20 protein-coding genes and 1 tRNA gene are annotated in these 24416 nt (G+C 58.7%); 11 read left to right on the top strand and 10 right to left on the bottom strand.

The window, feature by feature from the left end; all coding sequences use genetic code 11:
* Window positions 1-154: 154 nt before the first annotated feature.
* Window positions 155-1588, top strand: a complete 1434-nt coding sequence (locus tag ACR0I0_RS03975) for a polysaccharide deacteylase family 2 protein (protein WP_210092404.1) — start codon at window positions 155-157, stop codon at window positions 1586-1588.
* Window positions 1589-1643: 55 nt separating this feature from the next.
* Here ACR0I0_RS03975 and trpE read toward each other — a convergent pair whose 3' ends face one another.
* The 5 genes from trpE to fabI all read right to left on the bottom strand — a co-directional run bounded on the left by trpE (window position 1644) and on the right by fabI (window position 7606).
* The gene (gene trpE, locus ACR0I0_RS03970; RefSeq protein WP_171632227.1) at window positions 1644-3155 is read right to left on the bottom strand and encodes an anthranilate synthase component I; all 1512 of its coding nucleotides are present in this window, start codon (window positions 3153-3155) and stop codon (window positions 1644-1646) included.
* An 11-nt stretch (window positions 3156-3166) separates the two neighbouring features.
* Window positions 3167-5008, bottom strand: coding sequence for a peptidylprolyl isomerase (locus ACR0I0_RS03965; protein WP_480490260.1), 1842 nt, complete (start codon window positions 5006-5008; stop codon window positions 3167-3169).
* Between the two features lie 80 nt (window positions 5009-5088).
* Window positions 5089-6264 carry an aminotransferase gene (locus ACR0I0_RS03960; protein WP_480490259.1) on the bottom strand — a complete coding sequence of 392 codons (1176 nt, stop codon included), beginning with the start codon at window positions 6262-6264 and terminating at the stop codon, window positions 5089-5091.
* 21 nt (window positions 6265-6285) lie between these two features.
* Window positions 6286-6795, bottom strand: a complete 510-nt coding sequence (gene gpt / locus ACR0I0_RS03955; RefSeq protein WP_152458089.1) for a xanthine phosphoribosyltransferase — start codon at window positions 6793-6795, stop codon at window positions 6286-6288.
* Between the two features lie 4 nt (window positions 6796-6799).
* A complete protein-coding gene (gene fabI, locus ACR0I0_RS03950) occupies window positions 6800-7606 on the bottom strand; it encodes an enoyl-ACP reductase FabI (RefSeq protein WP_171228263.1) in 807 nt (268 codons plus the stop codon).
* A 135-nt stretch (window positions 7607-7741) separates the two neighbouring features.
* Here fabI and pdxH point away from each other — a divergent pair, with 135 nt between their 5' ends.
* The 4 genes from pdxH to ACR0I0_RS03930 all read left to right on the top strand — a co-directional run bounded on the left by pdxH (window position 7742) and on the right by ACR0I0_RS03930 (window position 9589).
* A complete protein-coding gene (pdxH, locus tag ACR0I0_RS03945; protein ID WP_480490755.1) occupies window positions 7742-8347 on the top strand; it encodes a pyridoxamine 5'-phosphate oxidase in 606 nt (201 codons plus the stop codon).
* Window positions 8348-8489: 142 nt separating this feature from the next.
* A complete protein-coding gene (locus ACR0I0_RS03940) occupies window positions 8490-8996 on the top strand; it encodes a cold-shock protein (protein WP_216598188.1) in 507 nt (168 codons plus the stop codon).
* Between the two features lie 5 nt (window positions 8997-9001).
* Entirely contained in the window at window positions 9002-9469 is a 468-nt protein-coding gene (locus ACR0I0_RS03935) for a DUF192 domain-containing protein (protein ID WP_480490257.1), read from the top strand.
* A gap of 43 nt (window positions 9470-9512) precedes the next feature.
* Window positions 9513-9589, top strand: a tRNA-Pro gene (locus tag ACR0I0_RS03930).
* Between the two features lie 11 nt (window positions 9590-9600).
* Here the strand turns inward: ACR0I0_RS03930 and ACR0I0_RS03925 are convergent.
* A complete protein-coding gene (locus ACR0I0_RS03925; RefSeq protein WP_171723209.1) occupies window positions 9601-10035 on the bottom strand; it encodes a hypothetical protein in 435 nt (144 codons plus the stop codon).
* Between the two features lie 542 nt (window positions 10036-10577).
* Between ACR0I0_RS03925 and ACR0I0_RS03920 the strand changes: the two genes are divergently transcribed.
* Both ACR0I0_RS03920 and ACR0I0_RS03915 read left to right on the top strand, forming a co-directional pair.
* Window positions 10578-14198, top strand: coding sequence for a vitamin B12-dependent ribonucleotide reductase (locus ACR0I0_RS03920; RefSeq protein WP_480490255.1), 3621 nt, complete (start codon window positions 10578-10580; stop codon window positions 14196-14198).
* A 542-nt stretch (window positions 14199-14740) separates the two neighbouring features.
* On the top strand, window positions 14741-14986 hold the full coding sequence (locus ACR0I0_RS03915) for an EF-hand domain-containing protein (RefSeq protein WP_117868858.1): 246 nt from the start codon (window positions 14741-14743) through the stop codon (window positions 14984-14986).
* Window positions 14987-15031: 45 nt separating this feature from the next.
* On the opposite strand, the gene ACR0I0_RS03910 is transcribed toward ACR0I0_RS03915, so the two are convergent.
* On the bottom strand, window positions 15032-16576 hold the full coding sequence (locus ACR0I0_RS03910; RefSeq protein WP_210092400.1) for a trimethylamine methyltransferase family protein: 1545 nt from the start codon (window positions 16574-16576) through the stop codon (window positions 15032-15034).
* Window positions 16577-16977: 401 nt separating this feature from the next.
* Here ACR0I0_RS03910 and ACR0I0_RS03905 point away from each other — a divergent pair, with 401 nt between their 5' ends.
* Entirely contained in the window at window positions 16978-17508 is a 531-nt protein-coding gene (locus ACR0I0_RS03905) for an outer membrane protein (RefSeq protein ID WP_245217972.1), read from the top strand.
* Between the two features lie 8 nt (window positions 17509-17516).
* Here the strand turns inward: ACR0I0_RS03905 and ACR0I0_RS03900 are convergent, their stop codons facing one another.
* A complete protein-coding gene (locus ACR0I0_RS03900; protein WP_480490253.1) occupies window positions 17517-18704 on the bottom strand; it encodes a pyridoxal phosphate-dependent aminotransferase in 1188 nt (395 codons plus the stop codon).
* Between the two features lie 56 nt (window positions 18705-18760).
* Window positions 18761-19105 carry an MmcQ/YjbR family DNA-binding protein gene (locus tag ACR0I0_RS03895; RefSeq protein WP_480490252.1) on the bottom strand — a complete coding sequence of 115 codons (345 nt, stop codon included), beginning with the start codon at window positions 19103-19105 and terminating at the stop codon, window positions 18761-18763.
* Between the two features lie 218 nt (window positions 19106-19323).
* On the opposite strand from ACR0I0_RS03895, the gene cysS reads away from it, so the two are divergent.
* Genes cysS through ACR0I0_RS03880 form a run of 3 tightly spaced genes read left to right on the top strand, consistent with a single transcriptional unit; the run spans window position 19324 to window position 23134 of the window.
* Window positions 19324-20721 carry a cysteine--tRNA ligase gene (cysS, locus tag ACR0I0_RS03890; protein ID WP_480490250.1) on the top strand — a complete coding sequence of 466 codons (1398 nt, stop codon included), beginning with the start codon at window positions 19324-19326 and terminating at the stop codon, window positions 20719-20721.
* The gene (cimA, locus tag ACR0I0_RS03885; protein ID WP_171723215.1) at window positions 20721-22355 is read left to right on the top strand and encodes a citramalate synthase; all 1635 of its coding nucleotides are present in this window, start codon (window positions 20721-20723) and stop codon (window positions 22353-22355) included. Before cysS ends, cimA begins: the two co-directional genes overlap by 1 nt.
* On the top strand, window positions 22352-23134 hold the full coding sequence (locus ACR0I0_RS03880) for a squalene/phytoene synthase family protein (protein ID WP_171632262.1): 783 nt from the start codon (window positions 22352-22354) through the stop codon (window positions 23132-23134). Before cimA ends, ACR0I0_RS03880 begins: the two co-directional genes overlap by 4 nt.
* Here the strand turns inward: ACR0I0_RS03880 and ACR0I0_RS03875 are convergent, their stop codons facing one another.
* Complete coding sequence (locus ACR0I0_RS03875) at window positions 23135-24361, bottom strand: MFS transporter (protein WP_171632265.1); 1227 nt, start codon at window positions 24359-24361, stop codon at window positions 23135-23137. It abuts the gene before it with no gap.
* Window positions 24362-24416 lie beyond the last annotated feature (55 nt).

The raw sequence follows: 24416 nt of genomic DNA, 5'->3' as shown, positions 1-24416 counted from the left end.
CCCCGGGCCACGGTATAATGTCCGCACATACATGCTCAGGCTTGAGCGGCAGCGTCAAGAGGACATCCCGTTTCTGGCGCGTTCAATTGGCCGAGCGCCACACCAGATGGCGCAGAGCTGAACGAGGCAGAGGAAAGAGGCGAAAGGCAGGAAAATGGGCGGATTTTTCGGAGGAATGGTCGCGGGCGCGATCGTTGTTTTGATCTTGGGTGCGGTTGTGTCACTCAAGACGCCGATGGTGAATACCCCGGTTGTTGCAACCGAAGCACCGGCGCCGACGATTTCTGAGACTCCCGAGGCTCCGGCTGAAGTGGCAGACGCCGGTTCTGACGCCGATCTGGTGGAACTTGCCCCGCGTGCGCCAGAAGCCGCCGATGACGCCGGCGGGGATCTGGCCGATCTCTCGGGGCTGGAAACGTCAATCGATTCCCAGCCGGTTGTCGGCGCGGCAACGGACGCGCTGAACCAACCGGAAGCGGCAGGTGCAAATGAAGTGTCATTCGTGATCGAAGCGCCCGCCGCCCTGCCAGAGCCAAGTCAGGTTCCCGCAATTCAGCCAGACGATGCGCTGCCTGCCGTCATTGATGAAACACCGGCCCCGCCAACAGAGCCCGAGAACACCGAGGTGGCCGCGCTTGCGCCCGAGCCAGACCCTCTGCCACGGGCGGTGCCAGAACCGGAGCCAGAGTCGACAGAAGCCGAAGAACAGAACCCCTTTGAAAACAGCCCGATTGCCGTGGAGGGGGATGAAGACACCATGCCTCGGGAACTGCCGCGCATCGCTGCGCTGCCCCAGATCGGGGGTGAGCAGAAAGCAAGTGCCAGCTCGATCATCGGAAAACGCGTCGTTCCGCTGACAGAACGGGATGATGAGCCCGTCGTGGAACAGGCCTCGGCTGAACCGGCGAAATCGGCCAAGCCGATCGAGCGTTTTGCGGCAAAGTTCGAAAACCCCGAATCCAAGCCGCTGATGTCCATCATTCTGATCGATGACGAGGGTGCATTCGGGTCCGAGGCTTTGCAGGACTTTCCCTATCCGATCAGCTTTGCCGTGAACCCATCGGATCCTGACGCGGCAGAAAAGATGGCCCGTCACCGCAACGCCGGGTTCGAGGTGCTGGCCCTGGCGGATCTGCCCGAGGCGGCAAGCGCGCAGGACGCCGAGGTGTCGCTGTCGGTGTGGCTGGATACCCTGCCGGAAACGGTTGGTATTCTGGAAGGCGTGAACAGCGGGATTCAGGGCAATCGCAAACTGGCTGATCAGGTCGCCGCGATTGCTGCGGGAACCGGCCGGGGGCTGATTACGCAGGACAATGGGCTCAACACCGTGCAGAAACTGGCGGCGCGAAACGGAATTCCGTCCAGTGTCGTTTTCCGCGATATCGACGGCGCACGGCAGGATCCCAAAATCATGCGCAGATTCCTGGATCAGGCCGCGTTCCGTGCGGGGCAGGAAGGGACAGTGGTCATGCTGGGGCGCGTGCGTCCCGAGACGATTTCAGCCCTGTTGCTGTGGGGGCTGGAAGATCGGGGCAACCGCGTGGCAATGGCTCCGATCTCGGCTGTCATGATGAAACAGGTGCAGTGACCCGCACAGACAGCAACGAAAAGAGGCGGTGATCATCTGATCGGCCGCCCCTTTTTTAGCCGTTTCCGTTGCCGGTGAACCGGGCGGCGTCAGCTGCCGCGCGCCGTATGGCGTTGGATTTATGAACAGTTTCCATGAACTCGGCTTCGGGGTCGCTGTCGTAAACAACACCACCCCCAGCTTGGATATAGAGTTTCTGATCTTTCACGATGGCGGTGCGCAGGGCAATACACATGTCCATGTCTCCGCCCGCGCTGAAATAGCCGACGCCGCCGCCGTAAACGCCGCGTTTTTCAGGCTCCAGCTCGTCGATGATCTCCATCGCGCGCACTTTGGGCGCGCCCGAAACCGTACCTGCCGGCATACCGGCAAAGAAGGCGTCTAACGCGTCTTTGTCTTCGGCCAATTCGCCTACAACGTTTGATACGATATGCATCACGTGGCTGTAGCGTTCGATGATGAACTCTTCTGTCGGACGCACGGTTCCGATCTTTGACACACGACCGGTATCGTTGCGACCCAGATCCAGCAGCATCAGATGCTCGGCCAGTTCTTTCTTGTCGGCCAGCAGATCCAGCTCGTTCGCCTTGTCTTCTTCAGGCGTCGCGCCACGTGGGCGCGTGCCTGCGATGGGGCGAATGGTGACTTCATTGCCAAACACACGCACCAGGATTTCGGGGCTTGCGCCCACCACCTGAAAACCGCCGAAGTTGAAGTAGAACATGAAGGGTGACGGATTGGTGCGCCGCAAGGATCGGTAGAGAGCAAAAGGCGGCAGCGGAAAATCCTGCGTCCAGCGCTGTGCCGGGACAACCTGAAAGATGTCACCCGCGCGGATGTATTCCTTGGCCTTTTCAACCGCCTCCATATAGCCGGACTTGGTAAAGTTCGACACCGGCGCGGCGACCTCGCGCGCGTCGCCCAGATCGCGGGTTTCCGCGGGCATGGCACGTTCCAGGTCGCGGACCGCATCCATCACACGCTCAGCCGCCTGCGCATAGGCCGCCTTGGCCGATTGACCGTCGCTGGCCCAGGCGGGTGAAACCACCGTCACCTCACCCTTGACCCCATCCAGCACTGCGATGACAGACGGGCGCAGCATGATCGCATCGGGCAAACCCAGCGGATCAGGGTTCACATCCGGAAGGTGTTCCACCAGCCGAACCATGTCATAACCCAGATACCCGAACAGCCCGGTAGCGGCCTGTGGCAGGTCATCGGGCAATTCCATGCGGCTCTCGGCAAGAAGCGCACGCAGGTTGTCCATCGGGTTGCCATCTTGGGGCGAGAACGCCTCGGCATCGAACCGAGCCGAGCGATTCAGTTCCGAGGTTTCCCCGTGACAGCGCCAGACCAGATCAGGTTTCATGCCAATGATCGAATAGCGGCCACGAACCTCTCCGCCTGTCACCGATTCCAGCATGAACGCATCTTTCTGCGCGCCCGTCAGCTTGAGCATCAGTGACACAGGTGTGTCCAGATCGGCGGCCAGACGCGTATATACAGCCTGGTTTTCGCCCGCATCATAGGCGCGCGCGAAGGTTTCGAAATCGGGTGTCAGGGCCATATCGGTCTCGTTTAAAAGCTCGCCTGCACGGCGTTCAGCGCCTGTTGATCCACCACGGGGCGCGCCCGGGTCTGGGCGTCACGTACGTAGGCGTTAAAGATATTCTGTGCCAAAGCCTGATCCATCTGCGAGCTCAGGGCATCACGCAACTGACGCAGTTCATCTGTATCCGCCGGCGGCAGTGTTTCATCCAGACGCACTATCCAAGCCGCACCATTGCCCTCAACAACGCGCATCTCGCCCGGTTCCATCGCGAAAACTTCGTTCATGAAACTGGCCGGAACATCATCCAGAAACGCTGTGCGGGTCAGGGCGTTTTCGACGCGGAAGGGCAGGCCGGTCGCTGCGAAATCACCGTCAGGTGTCAGTTGGTTCAGAATGGCATCCGCCTTTTCGCGTAAGGCTTTGTTGATCTCGGCCTGTTGCCAGGCCTCGGCGACACGGTCGCGCGCGCTCTCCAGCGGTTCCGGGCGACGCGGCAGAACCTCGTCCAGGCGCAGGGCAAAAATTGACCCATCTTCCAGGAATGCGATTTCAGGGAAATCTCCTTCCTGCACGGCTTCTGCGGCCGCTCGGAACCCGTCATAGGCCGCAACGCCTTCGTCGCTGTCACGAGTCCAGTCGATCTGACCCAGTTCCATTTCGGTTTCTTCCGCCAGTTCTTCCAGCGTGGCACCGCCTGCCAGCATGTCGTTGATATCTTCGGATTGCGCTTCGATCAGACGGCGGGCGCGTTCAGTCGCCAACTCTTCGCGAAGTGCCGGCTCGGCCTCTTCAAATGGAACAGTGTTCGCAGCCAGTGATCCGTTGACGCGGAACAGGGCCGGACCAAACACCGAAGGCAACGGGCCCACGACAGTGTCAAGCTCGGCCGCAAAAACGGCGTCCGCAGCTTCGCCCAGATCCTCACGCGTGACGTCGCCCAGATCGATGTCATTCAGTTCCAGATCGCGATCCCGAACCAACTGTTCGAACGTTGTGCCGCCAACCTCAAGCTGCGCCAAAGCGTCCTTGGCGGCCTGTTCGCTTGGGAAGTTCAGACGTTCGACCAAACGGCGTTCGGGCTGGTTGTATTCGTCGTTTCGTTCTTCATAAAGCTTGCGCAGAGCGTCTTCGTCGATTTCGACCGTATCCACCAACATTGCTGGCGACAGAATCGCGTAAGTCAGCTGCTTGGTGCGGGGCAGCATGAACTGGTCCCCATTGTCATCATAGAATGCCTGGATCTGTGCGTCCGTTGGATCGGCCACAGGTGTATCCAGCGCTTCCGTTCCAACAGTTGCAACAGCAAAGCTGCGCCGCGCGCCGATATAATCGATCATCGTGTCCGTCAGCGTTGCCGGCATTTTCACGCCGCCCATGATTGCGCCCTGTACGATGGTTCGGGCGGATTCCTTGCGCAGATCGGATTCGAATTCGGAATCGGTCATGCCGACCTGTTCAAGCTGAAAGCGATAGGATTCACGGTCAAAAGTTCCGTTGACACCCTGAAATGCCGGGATCGAGATGATCTCTTGCTGAAGGTTCTCATCGCCGATGGAAATTCCAAGCTGACCGACCTCGTTGTCCAGCGCCGCCAAAGCGGTCAGGCGGGCAAGGGTGTTTCGGTCCAGACCCAGATCGCGGGCTTGCGACATCTGCAAAGGTTGCCCGGATTGTGCCTCCACCGCTCGAATCTCGCGCTGCAATTCGCGCACGTAGTCATCGACCGAGATGCTTTCGTCGCCGACTGTCGCAACTGTGCGGATCGTCCCGCTGAGGTTGACCGCGCCAAATCCCGCAAGGCCCAGCATCAGCAGGCCCATCAGAATCCAGACAAAGGTTTTCGAAAGACTTTTAGCGCCTGCGGCCATGATGCCCTCTTGTTTTTTCGGCAGAGTTCTGCCCTGTCGGTTGCGGCCCTGAATACGACGCACACCGCCGAGGGGCAAGCTTAGAAGGACAGGGCCTGCAACCGGTCGAACAATTGGCCCAGCCCGGCCCGATCCAGATTGGCAAAAGCAATGCGCACCTGCCGTTTTCCAGCCGGGTCATGATCCGGCATGAACATGGTTCCGGGCAACAGCAGCACGCCAGCTTCGCTGACCAGACGGCGCGCAAGCTCGTTTGACGGCATATCAAACGGATGTTCGAGATAGGCAAAATAGGCGCCAAGTCCCAAAAGCCGCCACCCCCGTGCTTCAAGCGCTGGCATCCCTTCTGCAATGGCTGCGCGGCGGTCAAGAATTTCGTCACGCTCGCCAGCCAGCCATTGCGACAGGTTTTGCATACCCCACAACGCTGCGAACTGGCCGATCTGGCCCGGGCAAATGGCGACCGTATCCAGAAATTTCTCGACCTCGGCCAACAACGCCGGGTTTGTTGCGATGGCACCCACCCTGTGGCCCGTCAGACGATAAGCCTTGGAGAAAGAGTAAAGGTGGACAAGCGTTTCGTCCCACCCGGGTTGCTGAAACAGATCATGCGGGGGGCCGCTGCGGCTGTCGAAATCGCGATAGGTTTCATCGACGATCAGGCGGATCCCGGTTTTACGGGCCAGGTTGAAAAAGGCCCTGACCAGTTCGGTAGGGTATTCGACGCCGCCCGGATTGTTGGGCGTGACCAGCGCAATGGCGCGTGTCTTGTCGGTAATCAATCCGCGCGCACGCTCTGGATCGGGCAAAAGATCCTCCCCGGTCGGCAGGTCCACGGCCTGTACTCCGGCCATGTCCAGCCACATTTTGTGGTTGAAATACCAAGGGGTTGGCAGAATGACCTCATCCGCTTCGCCGGTAATCGCCGATATCACGGCCGAAAACGCCTGATTGCAGCCCGAGGTGATGGCGATCCGAGGTGCGTCTACCTGCGCCGCATAGTGAGAACTGATCTGCGCCGCCAGTTCGGCGCGCAGATCGTCATTGCCCAATACCGGGCCGTAAAGATGTGCGCTGTCTTCGCGAACGGCGAACTCGGCCATAGCCTGCCGCAAGGCCAGCGGCGGCGGATCGACCGGCGCCGCCTGGCTTACGTTGATCAACGGGCGGTCGGATGGGAAGGCAACGCCCTCGACCCATCGGCGCGCCTCCATCACCGGAGGGGCGAATGTTGCGGTGGTGCGGCTGAGCGTCATGAGCGGTCTACTGTTCAGAGATCAATCGGTGCCGCGATACGGCTCGACATATTGAAGGGCCATATCCCATGGGAAGAAGATCCATGTGTCCTGGCTGACCTCGGTGATGAAGGTATCCACCATCGGGCGGCCCTTGGGTTTGGCGTAAACCGTCGCGAAATGCGCATTCGGGTACATGTCCCGAACCAGTTCCAACGTCTTTCCGCTGTCGACCAGGTCGTCGATGATCAGAATACCGGTTCCGTCACCCATCAGGTCGGCGTCCGGAGATTTCAACACCTCTGCTTCACCCTGTTCCTGGTGGTGGTATGAACGCACGCTGATCGTATCGACCGTACGGATGTCCAGTTCTCGGCTGACGATCATCGCAGGCGCCATGCCGCCGCGCGTGATCGCGACAACACCCCGCCAGTTGCCATCATCGGGACCTTGCCCGTCAAGACGCCAGGCCAGTGCACGCGAATCGCGATGAATCTGGTCCCAGCTGATGTGAAAGCCTTTTTCGTGGGGCAGGCGGTCCTTGGCGCTCATGTTCTTAACCTTTTTCAACGTCCGGGGCGTCAACGGCCTTCATGCCGACAATGTGATACCCCGAATCCACATGCAGATTCTCACCGGTTACGCCGCTGGACAAATCCGACAGAAGATACAGCGCCGAGTTTCCGACATCGTCAATGGTCACGTTCCGGCGCAGGGGCGAGTTATATTCGTTCCACTTCATGATATAGCGGAAATCGCCGATGCCGCTGGCGGCCAGCGTCTTGATCGGGCCGGCCGAGATCGAGTTTACGCGGATGCCATCCTTGCCCAGATCCTCGGCCAGGTATTTGACCGACGCCTCCAGCGCGGCCTTGGCAACGCCCATGACATTATAGTGCGGCATGACCTGCTCGGCGCCGTAATAGGTCAGGGTCACAGCGCTGCCGCCTTCTGACATCATCTTTTCGGCACGCTGCATCACGGCTGTGAAGGAATATACCGAAACATCCATCGTCAGTTTGAAATTTGCGCGGCTGGTGTCGACATAGCGACCGCGCAGCTCGTTCTTGTCGGAAAAGCCGATGGCGTGGACGACGAAGTCCAGCTTGCCCCATTTCTCTTCCAGCGCTGCAAACAGCGCGTCGATGGACGCTTCGTCACTGACGTCGCAGGGCAGAACGATTTCGCTGCCCAATTGCGCCGCCAGCGGGTCGACGCGCTTTTTCAAAGCCTCGCCCTGATAGGAAAAGGCCAGCTCGGCCCCGGCATTCGACAAGGCGCGGGCGATTCCCCATGCGATTGATTTGTCATTGGCCAGTCCCATGATGAGGCCGCGCTTGCCGGCCATCAACTGATTTGACATGTTCGGTTCTCCGCCTGTCTTCGCGTTATGTTGAGTTGGTTTATGCCATTGGTTGCGTTGCATCAAGGCCGTGCGCTCTTGCCCGCAGCGGGTTCTCGCCTTAGGTTCGTCGTTAGTACTTTCCAGGGGATGGAAATGACCGAGCGTGATGGCACCTTTGCTGGCTCCGATCCGTTTGAAATAGCGGCCCGGTGGCTTGCCGAGGCTGAAAAAACCGAATTGAACGACCCGAATGCGATTGCGCTTGCAACCGTTGATCCAGATGGCATGCCAAATGCTCGCATGGTGTTGCTCAAGGAAATCGAAGCGGACTCGTTTGTTTTTTATACGAACTACGAAAGCGCCAAGGCCAAGGAACTGGATACAGCCGGAAAAGCTGCATTTGTGATGCATTGGAAATCTTTGCGGCGTCAGCTTCGTGTTCGTGGTACAATACGTCGTGAAAATGGGCCCCAGGCAGATGAGTATTATGCATCAAGGTCATTGAAAAGCCGACTGGGCGCGTGGGCTTCAAAGCAGTCGCAACCGCTTTCAAGCCGGGCAGCTTTGATGGCAGAGGTCGCGAAAGTGACGGCGAAACTTGGGCCAAATCCACCGCGTCCGCCGTATTGGGGCGGGTACAGATTGACGCCCACCGAGATTGAGTTCTGGGCCGATGGTGCATTCCGCTTGCATGACCGGTTCAGATGGCAACGAATTGAGCCGGGATCGGCATGGCATGTTGAAAGGTTGAATCCATGACGTTCACGTGTCGTGAAATGCAACAGGCAGAAAACAAACAATCTTTTCAGCTTGAATTTGTCTGCCATTCCCCTAAACAACAAACCCTTAACGAACTGCTGAAATTCGCGATGGGAAAACCGTGCCAGAAGACCTGAACAACATGTACCGCGTCCGTGGACACGTAAAATGGTTCGACCCCGCCAAGGGGTTTGGCTTTGTTGTGTCCGAAGAGGGCGGCCCGGATATTCTGTTGCATGTGAATGTTCTGCGCAACTACGGCCAGAGCTCGGTTGCGGATGGCGCCAGCATTGAAATCATGACTCACCGCACGGACCGAGGGGTTCAGGCGGTCGAGGTCGTTGCGATTGATCCGCCGGCGCGGACCGACTCGATGATGCTAGCTGATTTTGCCGAGTTGGATCCGGAGGTCATTGCAAAAGCGCCGCTGGAAGCCGCGCGGGTGAAATGGTTCGACAAGGGCAAAGGTTTCGGATTCGCCAATGTGTTTGGGCGCAACGAAGACGTATTCCTTCATATCGAGGTGCTGCGCCGCTCGGGGCTTGCCGATCTGCAACCTGGTGAAGCGCTGGCCATGAGGGTGATCGACGGCAAGCGGGGTCGGATGGCCGCGCAGGTTCTGGCCTGGGAAGCGGCTTTGGATAGCTGAACCGAATGAAACGGCTTCGGATACTCTTGACCATTTTCGTAACTTTGTGGACAGGAGTTGCCGCTGCCGCATGCAGATCGGACCGTGTCACGCTCAGAAATGACAGTGCGATGGTGCAATTTAACGTGGAAGTCGCCGTTACTCCGCAAGAGCGATCCCGCGGTTTGATGTTTCGCGAATCGTTGCCGGCTCGATCCGGTATGCTGTTCGTCTTTGATCCGCCGCAGCCCGTTGCGTTCTGGATGAAGAACACCCTGATCCCGCTCGATATGGTATTTCTGGATCGCACCGGTTTGGTGACGCGTGTGCATGAAGAGGCGATTCCGGGTGATCTTACGCCGATTGAAGGGGGCGATTCCGTATTTGCGGTGCTGGAAATCAATGCAGGATTGTCCGCGCGCTACTCTATCAGGCCCGGGACACAGATGAAGCACGAAATTTTTTCGCAAGGACCTGCAATTTGGCCCTGTTAGGGCTTTTCAAATCAGATCGGCGTCGTTAGGAAGGCGCACGGTCCGGGGCGTGGCGCAGTCTGGTAGCGCACCTGTTTTGGGTACAGGGGGTCGTAGGTTCGAATCCTGCCGCCCCGACCACTTCCATCAAGCTAATTCGGCGAGCCACCCATTGTCTGGTAGAGCTCGCTGATGGCTTGGTTCAGAACCTTGCTTTCAACCGGAACTTCAACTGCCGCACCGGATTTTTGCGGGACGTGGAAGAAAACACGCGCGTCCACGCGATACCCTGCGTTTGTTTTTGTTGACGTAAGGCGCATGACGCTTTGCGGCAGCTCCTGCGGATGGCCGTCATAGTTCAGAATCAGATAAGCTGTCGCCTTGGGGGGCAGGAACTCGCTGCATTCAAAGATTTGATTCCCGGTTTTCCTGAAAGACTCGCCAGGGCCCGAGCAGCTGGTTTCAAACGTGTCGAACAGTCGTTGAGGGAAGGAGTCGAACTGTGCGCTGCGTGACGGGATGGGCACATCCTGTGGTGCGCACGCCACGATGCAGGCTGTGGCCGGGATAAAATGAAACAACTTCATTCGCTTGAGCTCCCTCGCTCGTGGGTAGACCGTTCGGCACATGGCGCGGGACAGTCCGCCCGGACAGCATTGATTCCGTTTCAGCGTAACCAGCATGTCGTTAGTTGATCAAATGCAGATAACTATGCTGGTAAAAACGGGAATTCATTTTGAGAGTTCAAAATATCGGCGGAAATACGCCGTGGATGAAGTTGTGGAGGAATCGCGACCTGCACGCAGAAGGCTTCACGCAACCATCAGGTCAACAAAAAAGATTTGGAAAATGACCGAAAAAGGGCGTTGACCTTCTATGGGAACATACGTCAAATTGTATGGGCCAACGAGATTGCCACAATATCTGGTGTATAATCCGGAAAAGGCAGCGGGCGAGGGTCGGAAAAGCACAATCGTTTTACGTGCGGTCGCATTTGCGGCTTTGCGCTGTTTCAGACAGCGAACAGTACCTTTTTGCGCGCGTCTCAGGGCGTTGTGGGCGACACCCTGCAACACAAGATTTGGTGTCGGGAATCGGAAATTGAGCTGTATTAACCAGGGCTGCGGACATGAAGATTGAAAGAAAATTCACCAAACCGGATCAGGACGCCTATGCGGAACTGAATTTTGTGTCTGCAACATCTGAAATCCGAAATCCGGACGGTACAATCGTTTTTCGTCTGGATGACATCGAAGTCCCCTCGAGCTGGTCGCAGGTCGCAAGTGATGTGATTGCGCAGAAATACTTCCGCAAGGCGGGGGTGCCCACCAAGCTCAAGAAAGTGAAAGAAAAAGACGTTCCTGAATTCCTGTGGCGATCGGTTCCCGCGGACGGCGCAGAGTTCGAAGGAGAAACATCGTCGAAGCAAGTGTTCGACCGTCTGGCCGGCGCCTGGGCCTATTGGGGCTGGAAGGGCGGCTATTTCTCGACCGAGGAAGACGCGCGCGCCTATTTCGACGAGATGCGATATATGCTGGCAACCCAGCGCGCGGCGCCGAATTCGCCGCAGTGGTTCAACACGGGCCTGCACTGGGCGTATGGAATCGATGGCCCGGCGCAGGGGCACCACTATGTCGATTACAAGACCGGCAAGCTGACCAAGTCGAAATCGGCCTATGAGCATCCTCAGCCGCACGCGTGCTTCATCCAGTCAGTCGATGATGATCTGGTGAATGAAGGCGGCATCATGGATCTGTGGGTGCGCGAGGCGCGCCTGTTCAAATACGGGAGCGGAACAGGCACCAACTTCAGCCATCTGCGGGCCGAAGGCGAGGCACTGTCGGGTGGCGGCAAGTCTTCGGGCCTTATGGGCTTTCTCAAGATCGGCGACCGCGCCGCTGGCGCGATCAAATCAGGCGGGACAACCCGTCGGGCAGCAAAGATGGTGATCGTCGATGCAGATCACCCGGACATCGAGCAATTCATCGAATGGAAGGTGATTGAAGAACAGAAGGTGGCCTCGATCGTTGCCGGATCGAAGATGCACGAGAAGATGCTGAACGGCATTTTCGAGGCCATCCGGTCTTGGGATGGATCTGCCGATGACGCCTATGATCCGAACGCTAATGACGCTTTGAAGAAGGCGGTGCGTGAGGCCAAAAAGGTTGCGATCCCCGAGACCTACATAAAACGCGTGCTGGATTACGCGCGGCAGGGCCACGACAGCATCGAGTTCCCAACCTACGACACAGACTGGGATTCGGAAGCTTACAGCTCGGTTTCGGGTCAGAACTCGAACAACTCCATCCGTGTGACCAACGCGTTCTTGACCGCCGTTGAAAAAGACGCCGATTGGGAGTTGATCAACCGCACCGATGGTAAGGTTGCCCGCACCGTCAAGGCGCGTGATCTTTGGGAAAAGGTCGGCCACGCCGCGTGGGCTTGCGCCGATCCGGGCATCCAGTTCCACGATACCGTCAATGAATGGCACACATGCCCCGAAGATGGTGAGATCCGCGGCTCGAACCCGTGCTCGGAATACATGTTCCTGGATGACACGGCCTGTAACCTGGCCTCGATGAACCTGCTGACCTTCCTGAAGGATGGTGAGTTCCAGGCGGCGGACTACATGCATGCGTCACGCCTGTGGACACTGACGCTGGAAATCTCGGTGACAATGGCGCAGTTCCCGTCGAAGGAAATCGCGCAACTGTCCTATGACTTTCGCACGCTGGGTCTGGGTTATGCCAATATCGGCGGTCTGCTGATGAACATGGGCTATAGCTACGACTCGGACGAAGGCCGGGCGATCTGCGGTGCGCTGACCGCGATCATGACCGGCGTGGCCTATGCGACATCGGCTGAAATTGCCGGAGAGCTTGGCCCGTTCAAAGGCTATGAGCGCAACGCCGAGCATATGCTGCGTGTCATCCGCAACCACCGCCGCGCGGCGCAGGGTGTGACGGAAGGCTACGAGAAATTGGCCGTCAAACCGGTGCCGCTGGATCACGGCAACTGCCCGGACAAGCGCCTGGTCGATCTGGCCATGTCCGCCTGGGACGAGGCGCTGAGCCTTGGTGAGAAGAACGGTTATCGCAACGCGCAAGCCACCGTGATCGCGCCCACCGGCACCATCGGTCTGGTGATGGATTGCGACACCACCGGGATCGAGCCTGATTTTGCGCTGGTGAAGTTCAAGAAGCTGGCCGGTGGCGGGTATTTCAAGATCATCAACCGCTCGGTGCCATCGGCGCTGGAAAAGCTGGGCTATTCCTCGTCGCAGATCGAAGAGATCGTATCCTACGCAGTTGGTCACGGCACCATCGGCAATGCGCCGGGGATCAACCACACCTCGCTGACCGGTCATGGCTTTGGCCCGAATGAACTGGCCAAGGTGGACGCCGCGCTGGAAAGCGCGTTCGACATCCGGTTTGTCTTCAACCAGTGGACACTGGGCGAGGATTTCTGCACCGGTGTTCTGGGCATCCCGGCGACCAAGCTGAATGATCCGACCTTCGATCTGCTGCGCCATCTGGGCTTTACCAGGGCGGATATCGACGCGGCCAACGACCATGTCTGCGGAACCATGACGCTGGAAGGTGCGCCGCATCTGAAGGAAGAGCATTATTCGATCTTCGACTGCGCCAACCCGTGCGGGAAAAAAGGCAAGCGTTTCCTTGGAGTTGAAAGCCATATCACCATGATGGCGGCGGCACAGAGCTTCATCTCGGGTGCGATCTCGAAGACGATTAACATGCCGAATGACGCGACCATCGAGGATTGCCAGAAAGCCTATGAACTCAGCTGGTCGCTGGGTGTGAAGGCCAACGCGCTCTATCGTGACGGTTCGAAACTGTCTCAACCGCTGGCGGCAGCACTGGTCGAGGATGACGATGAGGCGGCAGAGGTGCTGGAGAGCGGCTCGGCGCAGGAAAAGGCTGTCGTTCTGGCCGAAAAGGTGATCGAGAAGGTTGTGGTCAAAGAGATCATCCGCAGCCATCGTGAGAAACTGCCGCATCGCCGCAAGGGCTATACCCAGAAGGCAATCGTTGGTGGCCACAAGGTCTATCTGCGCACCGGTGAGTTCGAAGACGGCCAGCTGGGCGAGATTTTCATCGACATGCACAAGGAAGGCGCTGGCTTCCGTGCGATGATGAACAACTTTGCCATCGCCGTGTCGGTCGGTCTGCAATACGGTGTGCCGCTGGAAGAATTCGTGGACGCCTTCACCTTCACCAAGTTCGAACCCGCGGGGATGGTGCAGGGCAACGACTCGATCAAGAACGCAACGTCGATCCTGGATTACATCTTCCGCGAACTGGCCGTGTCCTATCTGGACCGCACCGATCTGGCCCACGTGAAACCCGAAGGCGCAACCTTTGACGATTTGGGTCGGGGCGAGGACGAGGGTGTCTCGAATGTATCGGAAATCAGCGATACAGCCGCGTCCAAGTCGTTGGAAGTGCTGAAACAAATCAGCTCCACCGGCTATCTGCGCAAGCGCTTGCCGCAAGATCTGGCTGTGTTCAACGCGGGTCAGGTCGAGGTGAACGGTATGGCTGAACCAGCGGCTTCCTTCGAAGCACCGGCAGCCGAAACGGCGGTGGCCACCGGAATGGACGCCCGCACAAAGGCCAAGATGCAGGGGTACGAGGGCGATCCCTGCGGCGAATGCGGAAACTACACGCTGGTGCGCAACGGCACTTGCATGAAATGCAACACCTGCGGTGCGACAAGCGGGTGTAGCTGAGTTTAGCGCCCCGGCAACCCGGGGTGCAGGGGTCGGATGGCTGCCACAGGTACCGACCCCGACGAATACGGAGCAAGGCACTGAGACTTACCGTTGATGCCTTGGTCCACTCGGCCGACATGCCCGTGTTGGCCGGAAACAGGGTGGGGCGGAATATTTGCTCCCTCCCACTCTTTCACGGAACGGGTGCGCTCGTTCCATGCGACGTCCAGGCCGCAGGCAAAAAAAACACCGGGCGGTCAACGAAATGAGCCTGGATGGCGAAACTGACAGGGGGCTTCGGCCCCCTTTCTTTTTTGCGACTGGTTGCCCGGATAAGCGCGGTCCTGCCGGATCGGGCCATGCCTGTCGGGCAAGTTCTGCCGAAACGGGTCTGGCAAGGTTTTGCCCGGCGGTGTGTCGCAACACCGACTCGGGCAAACACGCAAAGATTGGCGCGATTTCCCGGAAATCACGTAAAACGGGTGACGCCTGCGGCTGTTCCGGTGTTTCTGGGGCCTGTCCGGACGAAGACATAATCAACTTATCCAGGAGGCACGAAAATGAAACCGCAGTACTTGATTGGGATTTCCATTGCTGCACTGACCTTGCCGGGAGTGCTCTCGGCGCAGTCCTCAACCGACGCCAATGGCGATGGCGTTCTGACCATCGAAGAAATTCAGGCCGTGTTGCCCGACGTTGACGCCGATACATTTTCGGCGATGGACGCAAATGGCGACGGGGCGCTGGATGCTGATGAAGTGGCCGTTGCACAAGAGGCAGGTTTGCTTCCACCCAGCAACGGGTAGACAAGAAAGGGCGGCCCGACACTCATCGGGCCGCTTTTTCTGATGCTATAACGGCAAGTGAATGTTGAATTTTTCTCGAATCTCAGCATCCAGAACCGGGTCGAACCGGGCCGCCGACGGGGTGGACAGGATCTCATTCTTTCGGGCCACTGCCTTTTCAACCAGATCCGGCTTGCCAAGCTCCACCCATTCCTTGGGGGAAGAGCGGTCACCAAAGGTCGGATAGACATAGTCGGCCTGCATCCGGCTGAGGGTCGCATCGGTGCCCAGATAATGACCGGGGCCGCCCATGCATACGGATGCGATCTGATCCAACGCCAGGGTTTCATCGGTCACTTCGATCCCGCGCACACAGCGCTGCGCCTGACCGATCAGGTCGTCGCTGAGGATGAGGCTTTCAAAGCAGAACCCCAGCAGCGAGGCGTGCATGCCAGCGGCTTCATATACCATGTTCAGACCGGACAGCCCGGCCATCACGTTCGAGCACATCTGTTCCCACCCGGCCTGCATGTCGGGCAGCTTCGAATCTGATGCGCCGGCTGCCGCGCCCCCCGGCAAGTCGTAGAAACGGTGCATCTGGGCGCAGCCTGCCGTCAGCAGGGCTTGTTCGCCGGAACCGATGGACATTGCGCCGGTCCGTAGATCAAGACCAAAGGGCCAGGTGCCGAAAACTGCCGGCGCGCCGGGACTTACGGCGTTTACATAAACCAATCCCGCAAGGCATTCCGCCGTGGCCTGGGCGATTGCTCCGGCGATGGTTGATGGCGCGGTGGCGCCAGCCATTCCGGCTGACAGCAACAGAACCGGCATTCCGGCCTTGATGCATTCCTCCATCACTTCGCAGCTTTCAGTGGCGAATTTCATCGGTGGGACGACGAAGCAGTTCGAGTTCGACACGAATGGTCGCTCGCGATATTTATCTTCGCCGCCCGCGATCATATAGATCATCTCCATCGCGGGGGCGACGTGGCTGGGTTCCGTGAAGGATGTGCCGACGTGTTTGAATGTTCCTGAACAGCTGGCGTAGATCGTGTTCAGGTCCATTTCCAGGTTGTCCGTGATGTCGCGACAGACCATGGGGCGCTGAACAAAGTGAATATTGTCAAGCTGTTGGCAGATACGTGCGGCATCGTGCAAATCCTGAACGGTTGAATCGCGATACTCGCGACCATGCACGTCGACCATTGAAACGGCTGCACCAGCCGTGCCGTAATGTACTTTTGTACCTGTCAGGTCCAGATCGGTTTTCCCGTCACGGCTGTACAAAGTGACATTGCGGTTCGCCTTTGCGATCGTGTCTTCGACAAGCGCACGGGGAAAGCGGACGCGGCCATCGTCGCCCAATGCGCAGCCTGCACCAACCAGATAGTCGATCCCGCTTTGCGGCGCGTCCGCCAGACCAATTGTTTCCAATGCGGTCAGGGCGGCCTCGTGGATACGTTCGATCTGTGCTTGGGTCAGGACATTCAGGACACCGCCTTCCATACCGGGGCGCACGGGGCGCAGATGTTCAGGCAATGCGGTTGCACGGGCAGCGCGACGCGCAGCGCGACCGCCGCTGCGCGATGTGTTGCGGGATTGGTCGTTCATTTCTATTTCCGATCTGTGAGAGATGTTTGGGGAACTGGCAAATGGCCGCTTACGGCCGTCCTCTCGCTGCACGCCCCCGGTCCGCACCAATGGTGCGGCTGATCAGGCTGATTTTCCAGTCGTGGTCAGTCATTCCGCCTCTCAACGTTTGGCGCAACAATTCCAAAACACGGCGACGCAATCTGTTCTGTTTGCGACCTCAACGGAATTTACTTCAGCAAATATCTGCCCAACAAACCTCTGACGGAATTCTGAGGCAGATTTTCTCCCTCGAGGACAGAAATCTGTTATACTGCATTCACTTACTCTTGAGCTTTGCGTGCAAGGAATTGAACTCTGACAAAAGCGATCCCAGTTGAATTGTAAGTTAACACATGATCTGAAGCCCGAGTGAAATCGCGTTGAAACAGACTTTTGAACTTTTTTCTGTCCTGATTGTCGTGGCTCTGACGGCCAACGCCAGCCCGGTTTTGGCAGAGGATTGGACAGGGGGGTACGTTGGGCTCAGCTTTGGGTATGGCGATGCGGATGGACCGGGTGGATCAAGCGGGGACGACACCGCCTTTGGTGCGCATGTAGGCTATGATCGGGATTTCGGGGCTTTCGTTCTGGGCGGTGAACTTGAATACAACCGCCTTTCCCTGAACCTCAGCCAGTCTCAGGGCAGTCTGGACAGCATGACCCGATTGAAACTGCGTGGCGGGTACGATTTCGGCAGCGCGCTGGGGTATGTCGTCGTTGGCGCGGCACGGGCCGAAACATCTGTCGACAGCGATACCGCCGCTGTTTACGGGATAGGCATCGCTTATCCGATTGGCGACAATTTTGTCATAAGTGGCGAGGCGTTGCGGCAAGATTTCGATGATGTTACCCGATCCACCGGTGGTTTGGATTCCAACGTATTTAACCTGCGCACAACGTTCCGTTTCTGACAACGGGCTTATTCAGCTGCGTGCTTCCTCGCAAGTTGCGACGCGAATTCGCACAGCGTTTTCAGCGCATCCGCAAAACCTTCATCCGCCACGGTCATGGCCACCCGTATGTGCCCGGCAGCGGCCTTGCCGAAGCTTTCGCCGGGCATGACGGCAATCTTGTGTGCGTCCAGCAGCGCGTTGGCAAACGCGTCCCCCGACATCCCGGTCGCGCGGATATCCAGCATCAGATACATGGCGCCCTGCGCGGGGACGAGGCCGACGATGTTTTGCGAGGCTAGAATATCCATGGCCAAGGATCGGCGGCGGCGGAACGGAGCGGCGATTTTTTCTTCAAGTTCAACACCCGCGGTCAGCGCAAAACTCGACGCGTCCTGCACGAACCCGGGAACGCCGTAGGTGGTGTGGGTCGCCAGATTGATCAGATGGGCGATGACCTCCTCGGGGCCGACGACCCATCCACACCGAGACCCCGTCATGGCGTGGGACTTGGACATGGATCCAACCACAAGCGTTCGCTCTGCCATGTCGGGCAGCGCACGCGGAGAAAGATGTTCACCGTCCCAGACCTGCGTGTCGTATACCTCATCCGAGATCAGCCAAAGATCGCGTCGCTTGCACACGTCAGCGACCGCCTCGAGCGATTGACGGGAATAGACCACGCCGGTCGGATTGTTCGGCGTGTTGATCAACAGCGAAACCGCGCCTTCAGCAGCGGCATCGATCCGCTCGGCCTGGGGCTGGAAAGCGTCGTCAGCGGCGGTTTGAACTGCGCGGGCGACGGCGCCAACACCCCGAATCGTGCCGGGGTAGGTGGCGTAGTACGGGTCGAGATACAATCCGACATCACCGGGATCGCAAACGGCCATATGTGCCGCGAACAGGGCGGCTTGCCCGCCGGGGGTGATCAGAACATTGTTCCGAGAGGTCGGAACGCCAGTGCGGGTCTGAACCCGCGCGGCGACCGTGTCGCGCAGCAGGTCCGTGCCGGGTACCATCGCGTAACCTGTATGGCCGTTGCGGGTCGACAGCTCCATCGCCCGAAGAATCGAAGGGTCGGTTCGGGTGTCATGTTCACCGATCGTCAATTCGGTTACGGCTTGTCCTTCGCTCAACATCCGGCGGGCGCGATAGAACACGTCCCAGCCATCGCTGCCGCCGCCGGTGATCTGCGTGATGCGTTCAGACAATCTCATGAAATCGCCTCTGGTTGCTTTGCGCTGAATGGGGCAGAGCAGTGGCCGTTTGTCAATCAGCTTCGCTGCGCCAGCGTTGCCTGAAGCTTTTTTGTCAGCGATGCGCGCACGAGGTCATAGGAGGCCGTCAAACGATGGCGCAGCTCCTCGGTCTCGGCATCAAACGGCAGGCGGACCCAGCTGCGGTGAAAATAGGGGGCTTTCACCGCGACACCGGCATCAATCAGCATCTGAGCCGTTTCCACGTCGGGCGTTTTGACGGAAACACCGTCATTTGCAATTCCGATACAGGCAAACATCTTGCCGCCAACTTTCCACGCGTCATGACCGCCGCCCCATGGGTCTGACAGTTCTGCACCGGGAAATTCCTTGCAGATGGAATTGATGAGGTCTCGATCCATGACGGGCACTCTGCCGGACCGGGTGATCAAACTCAACGCTTGGCTTGGCGGGAATCCCGTGCTAACCGAGGGGCATGAACCCGGTGACCTGCATCATTATCTGCTGCATTACCTGCTGATTTATCAAGCGGGCCGGTTTCTTTCGTTTTCATCCCTGAGACAAGTTGCTAAGCCCGCGCCAACGCGCAAGCCTTTGCTGTTTTCTAGGAGCCCGACCGATGACGACGATCAAGCTGCACAACACGCGGACGCGGACGAAGGAAGATTTCGTACCGATCGACCCTGACAACGTGCGGATGTATGTCTGTGGTCCGACGGTCTATGACCGCGCCCATCTGGGCAATGCCCGCCCGGTGGTCGTGTTCGACGTTCTTTATCGTCTGTTGCGCCACGTCTATGGCGCAGAGCACGTGACCTATGTGCGCAATTTCACCGACGTGGACGACAAGATCAACGCCACCGCGCTGGCCCGCAAACAGGCGGGCGCGGAAGGCACGCTGGAGCAATTGGTGCAGCAACGGTCGGATGAAACCATCGGCTGGTACCTGCATGATATGGGCGCTTTGGGCACGTTGGAGCCGAACGAGATGCCGCGTGCGACCCAGTTCATCGCACAGATGATTGCGATGATCGAAGACCTGATCGCCAAGGGCCATGCCTATGCCGCCGAAGGTCATGTTCTGTTTGCGGTGGATAGCTGGAAAGAAAGCTATGGCAAGCTATCGGGGCGCTCGGTGGATGACATGATCGCCGGCGCGCGGGTCGAGGTGGCGCCCTACAAGAAGAACCCGATGGATTTCGTTCTGTGGAAACCCTCGACCGATGAACTGCCGGGCTGGGACAGCCCATGGGGGCGGGGACGTCCGGGCTGGCACATCGAATGCTCGGCCATGAGCTATGAGTTGCTGGGTGAGAGTTTTGATATCCATGGTGGCGGCAACGACCTGATGTTCCCGCACCACGAGAATGAGATTGCCCAGAGCTGCTGCGCGCACCCGGAAGGTGAGTTCGCTCGATACTGGTTGCACAATGAGATGCTGCAGGTCGAAGGTAAGAAAATGTCCAAATCTCTGGGCAATTTCTTCACAGTTCACGATCTGTTGGAGCAAGGCGTGCCGGGTGAAGTGATCCGGTTTGTCTTTTTGCAGACGCATTACCGCAAGCCGATGGATTGGACTGAAAAAAAGGCCCGTGAAGCGGAGCGAACCTTGCGCAAATTCTACGCGCAGGCCGCGCAAGGGGTTGGTTATGGCGAGCCGCATCCTCAAGTCGTTAACTTTTTGGCCGATGACCTGAACACAGCCGGTGCCATCGCCGAACTCCACCAGTTATCGATCGCTGACGATGTCGTGGGGTTGCGGCATTCGCTGCAATTTTTGGGATTGTTGGGCAACGATGTCCCGTCGTGGGCTCAGACGCAGCAGGTCGATCTGTCGGCCCATGCAGATCGCTTGGCAAAGGCGCGCGTATCTGCAATGGAAAACAAGGATTTCTCGGAGGTCGATCGCCTCAAGGCGGCGTATGTTGCGGCGGGGCTTGAGGTGCGAATGAGCAAGGAAGGTGTTGAACTGGTGCCGGGCGCCGGTTTTGATGCTGCCAAGCTGGAGGAGGTCTGATGACCAAAGAACGCCTCTACCTCTACGACACGACCCTGCGTGACGGGCAGCAGACGCAGGGCGTGCAGTTTTCAACCGCTGAAAAAGTGCAGATCGCACAGGCGCTGGACGCATTGGGGGTGGATTACATCGAAGGCGGTTGGCCCGGTGCCAACCCCACCGACAGCGCGTTTTTCGAGGCGGCGCCAAAGACCGCGGCCCGGTTGACGGCCTTTGGCATGACCAAACGGGCAGGGCGCTCGGCCGAGAATGACGATGTGCTGGCTGCGGTGATGAATGCGGGTACGCAGGCCGTTTGTCTGGTTGGCAAGTCACATGATTATCACGTGACCCATGCGCTTGGCATTTCGCTTGAAGAGAACACGGAAAACGTTCGTGCTTCGGTCGCGCATATCGTGGCGCAAGGGCGCGAGGCGTTGTTCGATGCCGAACATTTCTTTGACGGGTACAAGGACAACCCCGAATACGCGACACAAGTTTGCCGGGCCGCGCTGGAGGCGGGCGCGCGATGGGTTGTGCTGTGTGACACCAACGGCGGCGCGTTGCCGTCCGAGGTCGGGCGGATCGTGTCCGAAGTGATCGCGGCCGGTCTGCCGGGTGAACGGTTGGGTATTCACACCCATAACGATACCGAGAACGCAGTGGCCTGTTCTCTGGCGGCGGTCGAAGCAGGTGCGCGGCAAATTCAGGGAACGCTGAATGGTCTGGGGGAACGCTGCGGCAACGCAAACCTGACGGCGCTGATCCCGACATTGCTGCTGAAAGAACCCTACGCCTCGCAGTTCGAAACCGGCGTCAGCCTTGATGCGCTGGCCAGGCTGACCCGCATCAGCCGCATGTTGGACGATGTCCTGAACCGCGTTCCCAGCAAGCAGGCGGCGTATGTGGGCGCGTCGGCTTTTGCGCATAAGGCGGGGTTGCACGCCAGCGCGATCCTTAAGGACCCGTCGACTTACGAACATGTGGACCCTGCGAGCATAGGCAATGAACGTATCATTCCGATGTCGAACCAGGCGGGTCAGTCGAACCTGCGCAAACGCCTGACCGAGGCGGGGCTGAGCGTCAAAGCCGGTGATCCCGCATTGGGCCGCATCCTTGAGCGGATCAAGGATCGTGAAGCGGTTGGGTATTCCTACGACACCGCGCAGGCCAGTTTCGAACTGTTGGCGCGGGATGAACTGGGGCAACTGCCTGAGTTCTTCGAGGTCAAACGCTACAAGGTCACTGTTGAGCGTCGGAAGAACAAATACAACAAGATGGTCAGCCTGTCCGAGGCTGTCGTCGTGGTCAAAGTGGACGGTGAAAAGAAACTGTCGGTCAGCGAGTCCATGGACGACTCCGGAAACGACAGGGGGCCTGTGAACGCGCTGGCCAAGGCGCTGGCGAAGGATTTGGGACAATACTCGCAGGTTTTGTCAGACATGCGCCTTGTCGATTTCAAGGTCCGTATCACCCAGGGCGGGACCGAAGCGGTGACCCGCGTCATCATCGACAGCGAAGACGGTCAGGGGCGGCGCTGGTCGACGGTGGGTGTTAGTGCGAACATAGTTGATGCGTCCTTTGAGGCGCTGCTGGATGCGATCCAGTGGAAACTGGTCCGTGATTGCGATCCGCAAAAGGCTGCGGCCGAGTGAGTGGGACCTTCGACGATGATGTCAAAGCCTGCGCCGCGCTGGTACAGCGTGCGGATCCTGATCGGTTCCGGGCGACGATGGCTGCTCCGGTCGCGGCCCGCGTGGTTTTGTTTCCGATCTATGCGTTGAATGTCGAAGTCGCCCGCGCGCCATGGGTGACGCAAGAGGCCATGATTGCCGAAATGCGGCTGCAATGGTGGCGCGACGCGTTGCAGGAGATTGCAGAAGGGGCCGCGGTGCGGCGGCACGAGGTGGTGACGCCTTTGTCGCGGGTCCTGTCGCCGCATCTGGCAGGCGTTCTGGATGAATTTGTTGCCGTAAGACGTTGGGATATATACCGGGATCCGTTCGAGGATCAGGAACATTTTGACGCCTATATCAACCACAGTTCCGGATCTCTTTTCGTCGCCTCGGCGCAGGCGCTGGGTGCGGCGGATGAAAGCGTGTTGCGCGATTTCGGGTACGGAGTCGGTGTGGCAAATTGGTTCCGCGCCATTCCCGAACTGGAAAAGCGGGGTCGCGTACCTTTGCTTAATGGGTCGACGGGTGGCGTTCAGCAACTGGCCCAATCCGCTTTGGACCGATTGCGCAAGGCGCGATCAAACCGGGCCGACATCGCACCTGAGGCGCGTCCCGCGCTGTATGCAGGTTGGTTGGCGGAACGGGTGCTTAAGCAGGCCATCGCCCAACCCAAGCGGGTGGCGGCTGGAGCGCTGGAACCAGGCGAAATGCGTCAGCGACTGTCCCTGATGTGGACCGTCGGCAGCGGGCGCTGGTGATCAGACCCTTTCGGGATCGGCCGGGCGCAAAACCAGCCACAGCAATGCGCCACCTGCCAGTGTCAGCAAGGGGATCATGGCAAGGTTGACGGCGTTCCACCCCTCGATCGCGGATCCGCCCGAGCAGTTCATCAACCCGCCCGAGGCCAGCGATGCCAATGTCACACCGCCAAACACCAGCAGGTCGTTGAGGCCCTGCATCCGCCCGCGTTCATGCGGTTCATGCGACGCGGCCAGCATCGTGGTCGCGCCGATGAATCCGAAATTCCAACCAATGCCCAGAAGAACAAGGGCGACAAAAAAGTTACCCAATTCAACGCCTTGCAGCGCAACCACCCCTGATGCAGCAAGTATGGCCAAACCCAGAGCGACGATCTTCTCAACGCCAAACCGGGCAATCAGGTGCCCGGTGAAGAAGCTGGGGACATACATTGCCAGCACGTGACTGGTCACGATATCCGCTGCGTCATTGGCGGAAAATCCACATCCGACAACGGCAAGCGGCGTCGAGGTCATCACCAGATTCATCAACGCATAAGACACCATGGCACAGATGATCGCGACGGCGATGCGGGGTGTTTTCAACAACTCGATCCGTGACCGCCCCTTGGGTTCATCGGCCGCAGGTTTCGCAGGCGTCGGAATGTCGAGAAAGAAGAACAGCGCCGAGCCCAGAACGTTGATCCCGATTACGGCCATATATGTTCCCAAAAAAGGGATGACGTAAGCTTCAGACGTAAGTTTCACGATCTGAGGCCCGATGATGGCGGCCGCCAGCCCACCGGCCATCACGTATGAAATCGCTTTTGGGCGGTAGTCGTTTGACGCGGTGTCTGCTGCCGCAAAGCGATAGAACCCGTGTGCGCTCATGTAGATGCCGGTCAGCAGGCTGCCGACAAGAAAAATGGGGAACGAGCCCAGAAACAGGCCATAGGCCCCGATCAGCCCGCCCAGTGCACCGGCGGTTGCCCCGACAAGGAACCCCACGCGACGGCCCCATTTTTGCATGATGGCCGAGATCGGCGTGGCTGCCAGCATCGATCCCAGAACGATCAGGGATATCGGCAGCGTCGCCAAGCAGGGGTTCGAGGCCAGCGATTGACCTGCAAGCCCGCCGACGATGAACATCATCGGCATCTGCGCACCCAGGATGGCTTGGGCAGCCACCAGCACGGCCACATTGCGTTTGGCCTGCCGGTCGTCCGGAAGGGTTGAAATCATGGTCATGGGCGAATGGTTATCGGCTAAGTGTTTGCGGCACAAGCGGGTTGCATCTGCGTCA

The organism is Ruegeria sp. AG6 (genome assembly GCF_056541565.1).
Note: the sequence above shows the minus strand (reverse complement) of the source record. Positions and strands in the feature narration are given on the sequence as shown.

Coding starts and splice junctions, on each gene's coding strand:
- ACR0I0_RS03915 (WP_117868858.1), top strand. CDS start 14,741: ATGAAACCGCAGTACTTGATTGGGATTTCCATTGCTGCACTGACCTTG.
- ACR0I0_RS03875 (WP_171632265.1), bottom strand. CDS start 24,361: ATGACCATGATTTCAACCCTTCCGGACGACCGGCAGGCCAAACGCAAT.
- cysS (WP_480490250.1), top strand. CDS start 19,324: ATGACGACGATCAAGCTGCACAACACGCGGACGCGGACGAAGGAAGAT.
- pdxH (WP_480490755.1), top strand. CDS start 7,742: ATGACCGAGCGTGATGGCACCTTTGCTGGCTCCGATCCGTTTGAAATA.
- fabI (WP_171228263.1), bottom strand. CDS start 7,606: ATGTCAAATCAGTTGATGGCCGGCAAGCGCGGCCTCATCATGGGACTG.
- ACR0I0_RS03935 (WP_480490257.1), top strand. CDS start 9,002: ATGAAACGGCTTCGGATACTCTTGACCATTTTCGTAACTTTGTGGACA.
- ACR0I0_RS03960 (WP_480490259.1), bottom strand. CDS start 6,264: ATGACGCTCAGCCGCACCACCGCAACATTCGCCCCTCCGGTGATGGAG.
- ACR0I0_RS03900 (WP_480490253.1), bottom strand. CDS start 18,704: ATGAGATTGTCTGAACGCATCACGCAGATCACCGGCGGCGGCAGCGAT.
- gpt (WP_152458089.1), bottom strand. CDS start 6,795: ATGAGCGCCAAGGACCGCCTGCCCCACGAAAAAGGCTTTCACATCAGC.
- ACR0I0_RS03940 (WP_216598188.1), top strand. CDS start 8,490: ATGTACCGCGTCCGTGGACACGTAAAATGGTTCGACCCCGCCAAGGGG.
- ACR0I0_RS03925 (WP_171723209.1), bottom strand. CDS start 10,035: ATGAAGTTGTTTCATTTTATCCCGGCCACAGCCTGCATCGTGGCGTGC.
- ACR0I0_RS03910 (WP_210092400.1), bottom strand. CDS start 16,576: ATGAACGACCAATCCCGCAACACATCGCGCAGCGGCGGTCGCGCTGCG.
- ACR0I0_RS03895 (WP_480490252.1), bottom strand. CDS start 19,105: ATGGATCGAGACCTCATCAATTCCATCTGCAAGGAATTTCCCGGTGCA.
- cimA (WP_171723215.1), top strand. CDS start 20,721: ATGACCAAAGAACGCCTCTACCTCTACGACACGACCCTGCGTGACGGG.
- ACR0I0_RS03920 (WP_480490255.1), top strand. CDS start 10,578: ATGAAGATTGAAAGAAAATTCACCAAACCGGATCAGGACGCCTATGCG.
- trpE (WP_171632227.1), bottom strand. CDS start 3,155: ATGGCCCTGACACCCGATTTCGAAACCTTCGCGCGCGCCTATGATGCG.
- ACR0I0_RS03975 (WP_210092404.1), top strand. CDS start 155: ATGGGCGGATTTTTCGGAGGAATGGTCGCGGGCGCGATCGTTGTTTTG.
- ACR0I0_RS03965 (WP_480490260.1), bottom strand. CDS start 5,008: ATGGCCGCAGGCGCTAAAAGTCTTTCGAAAACCTTTGTCTGGATTCTG.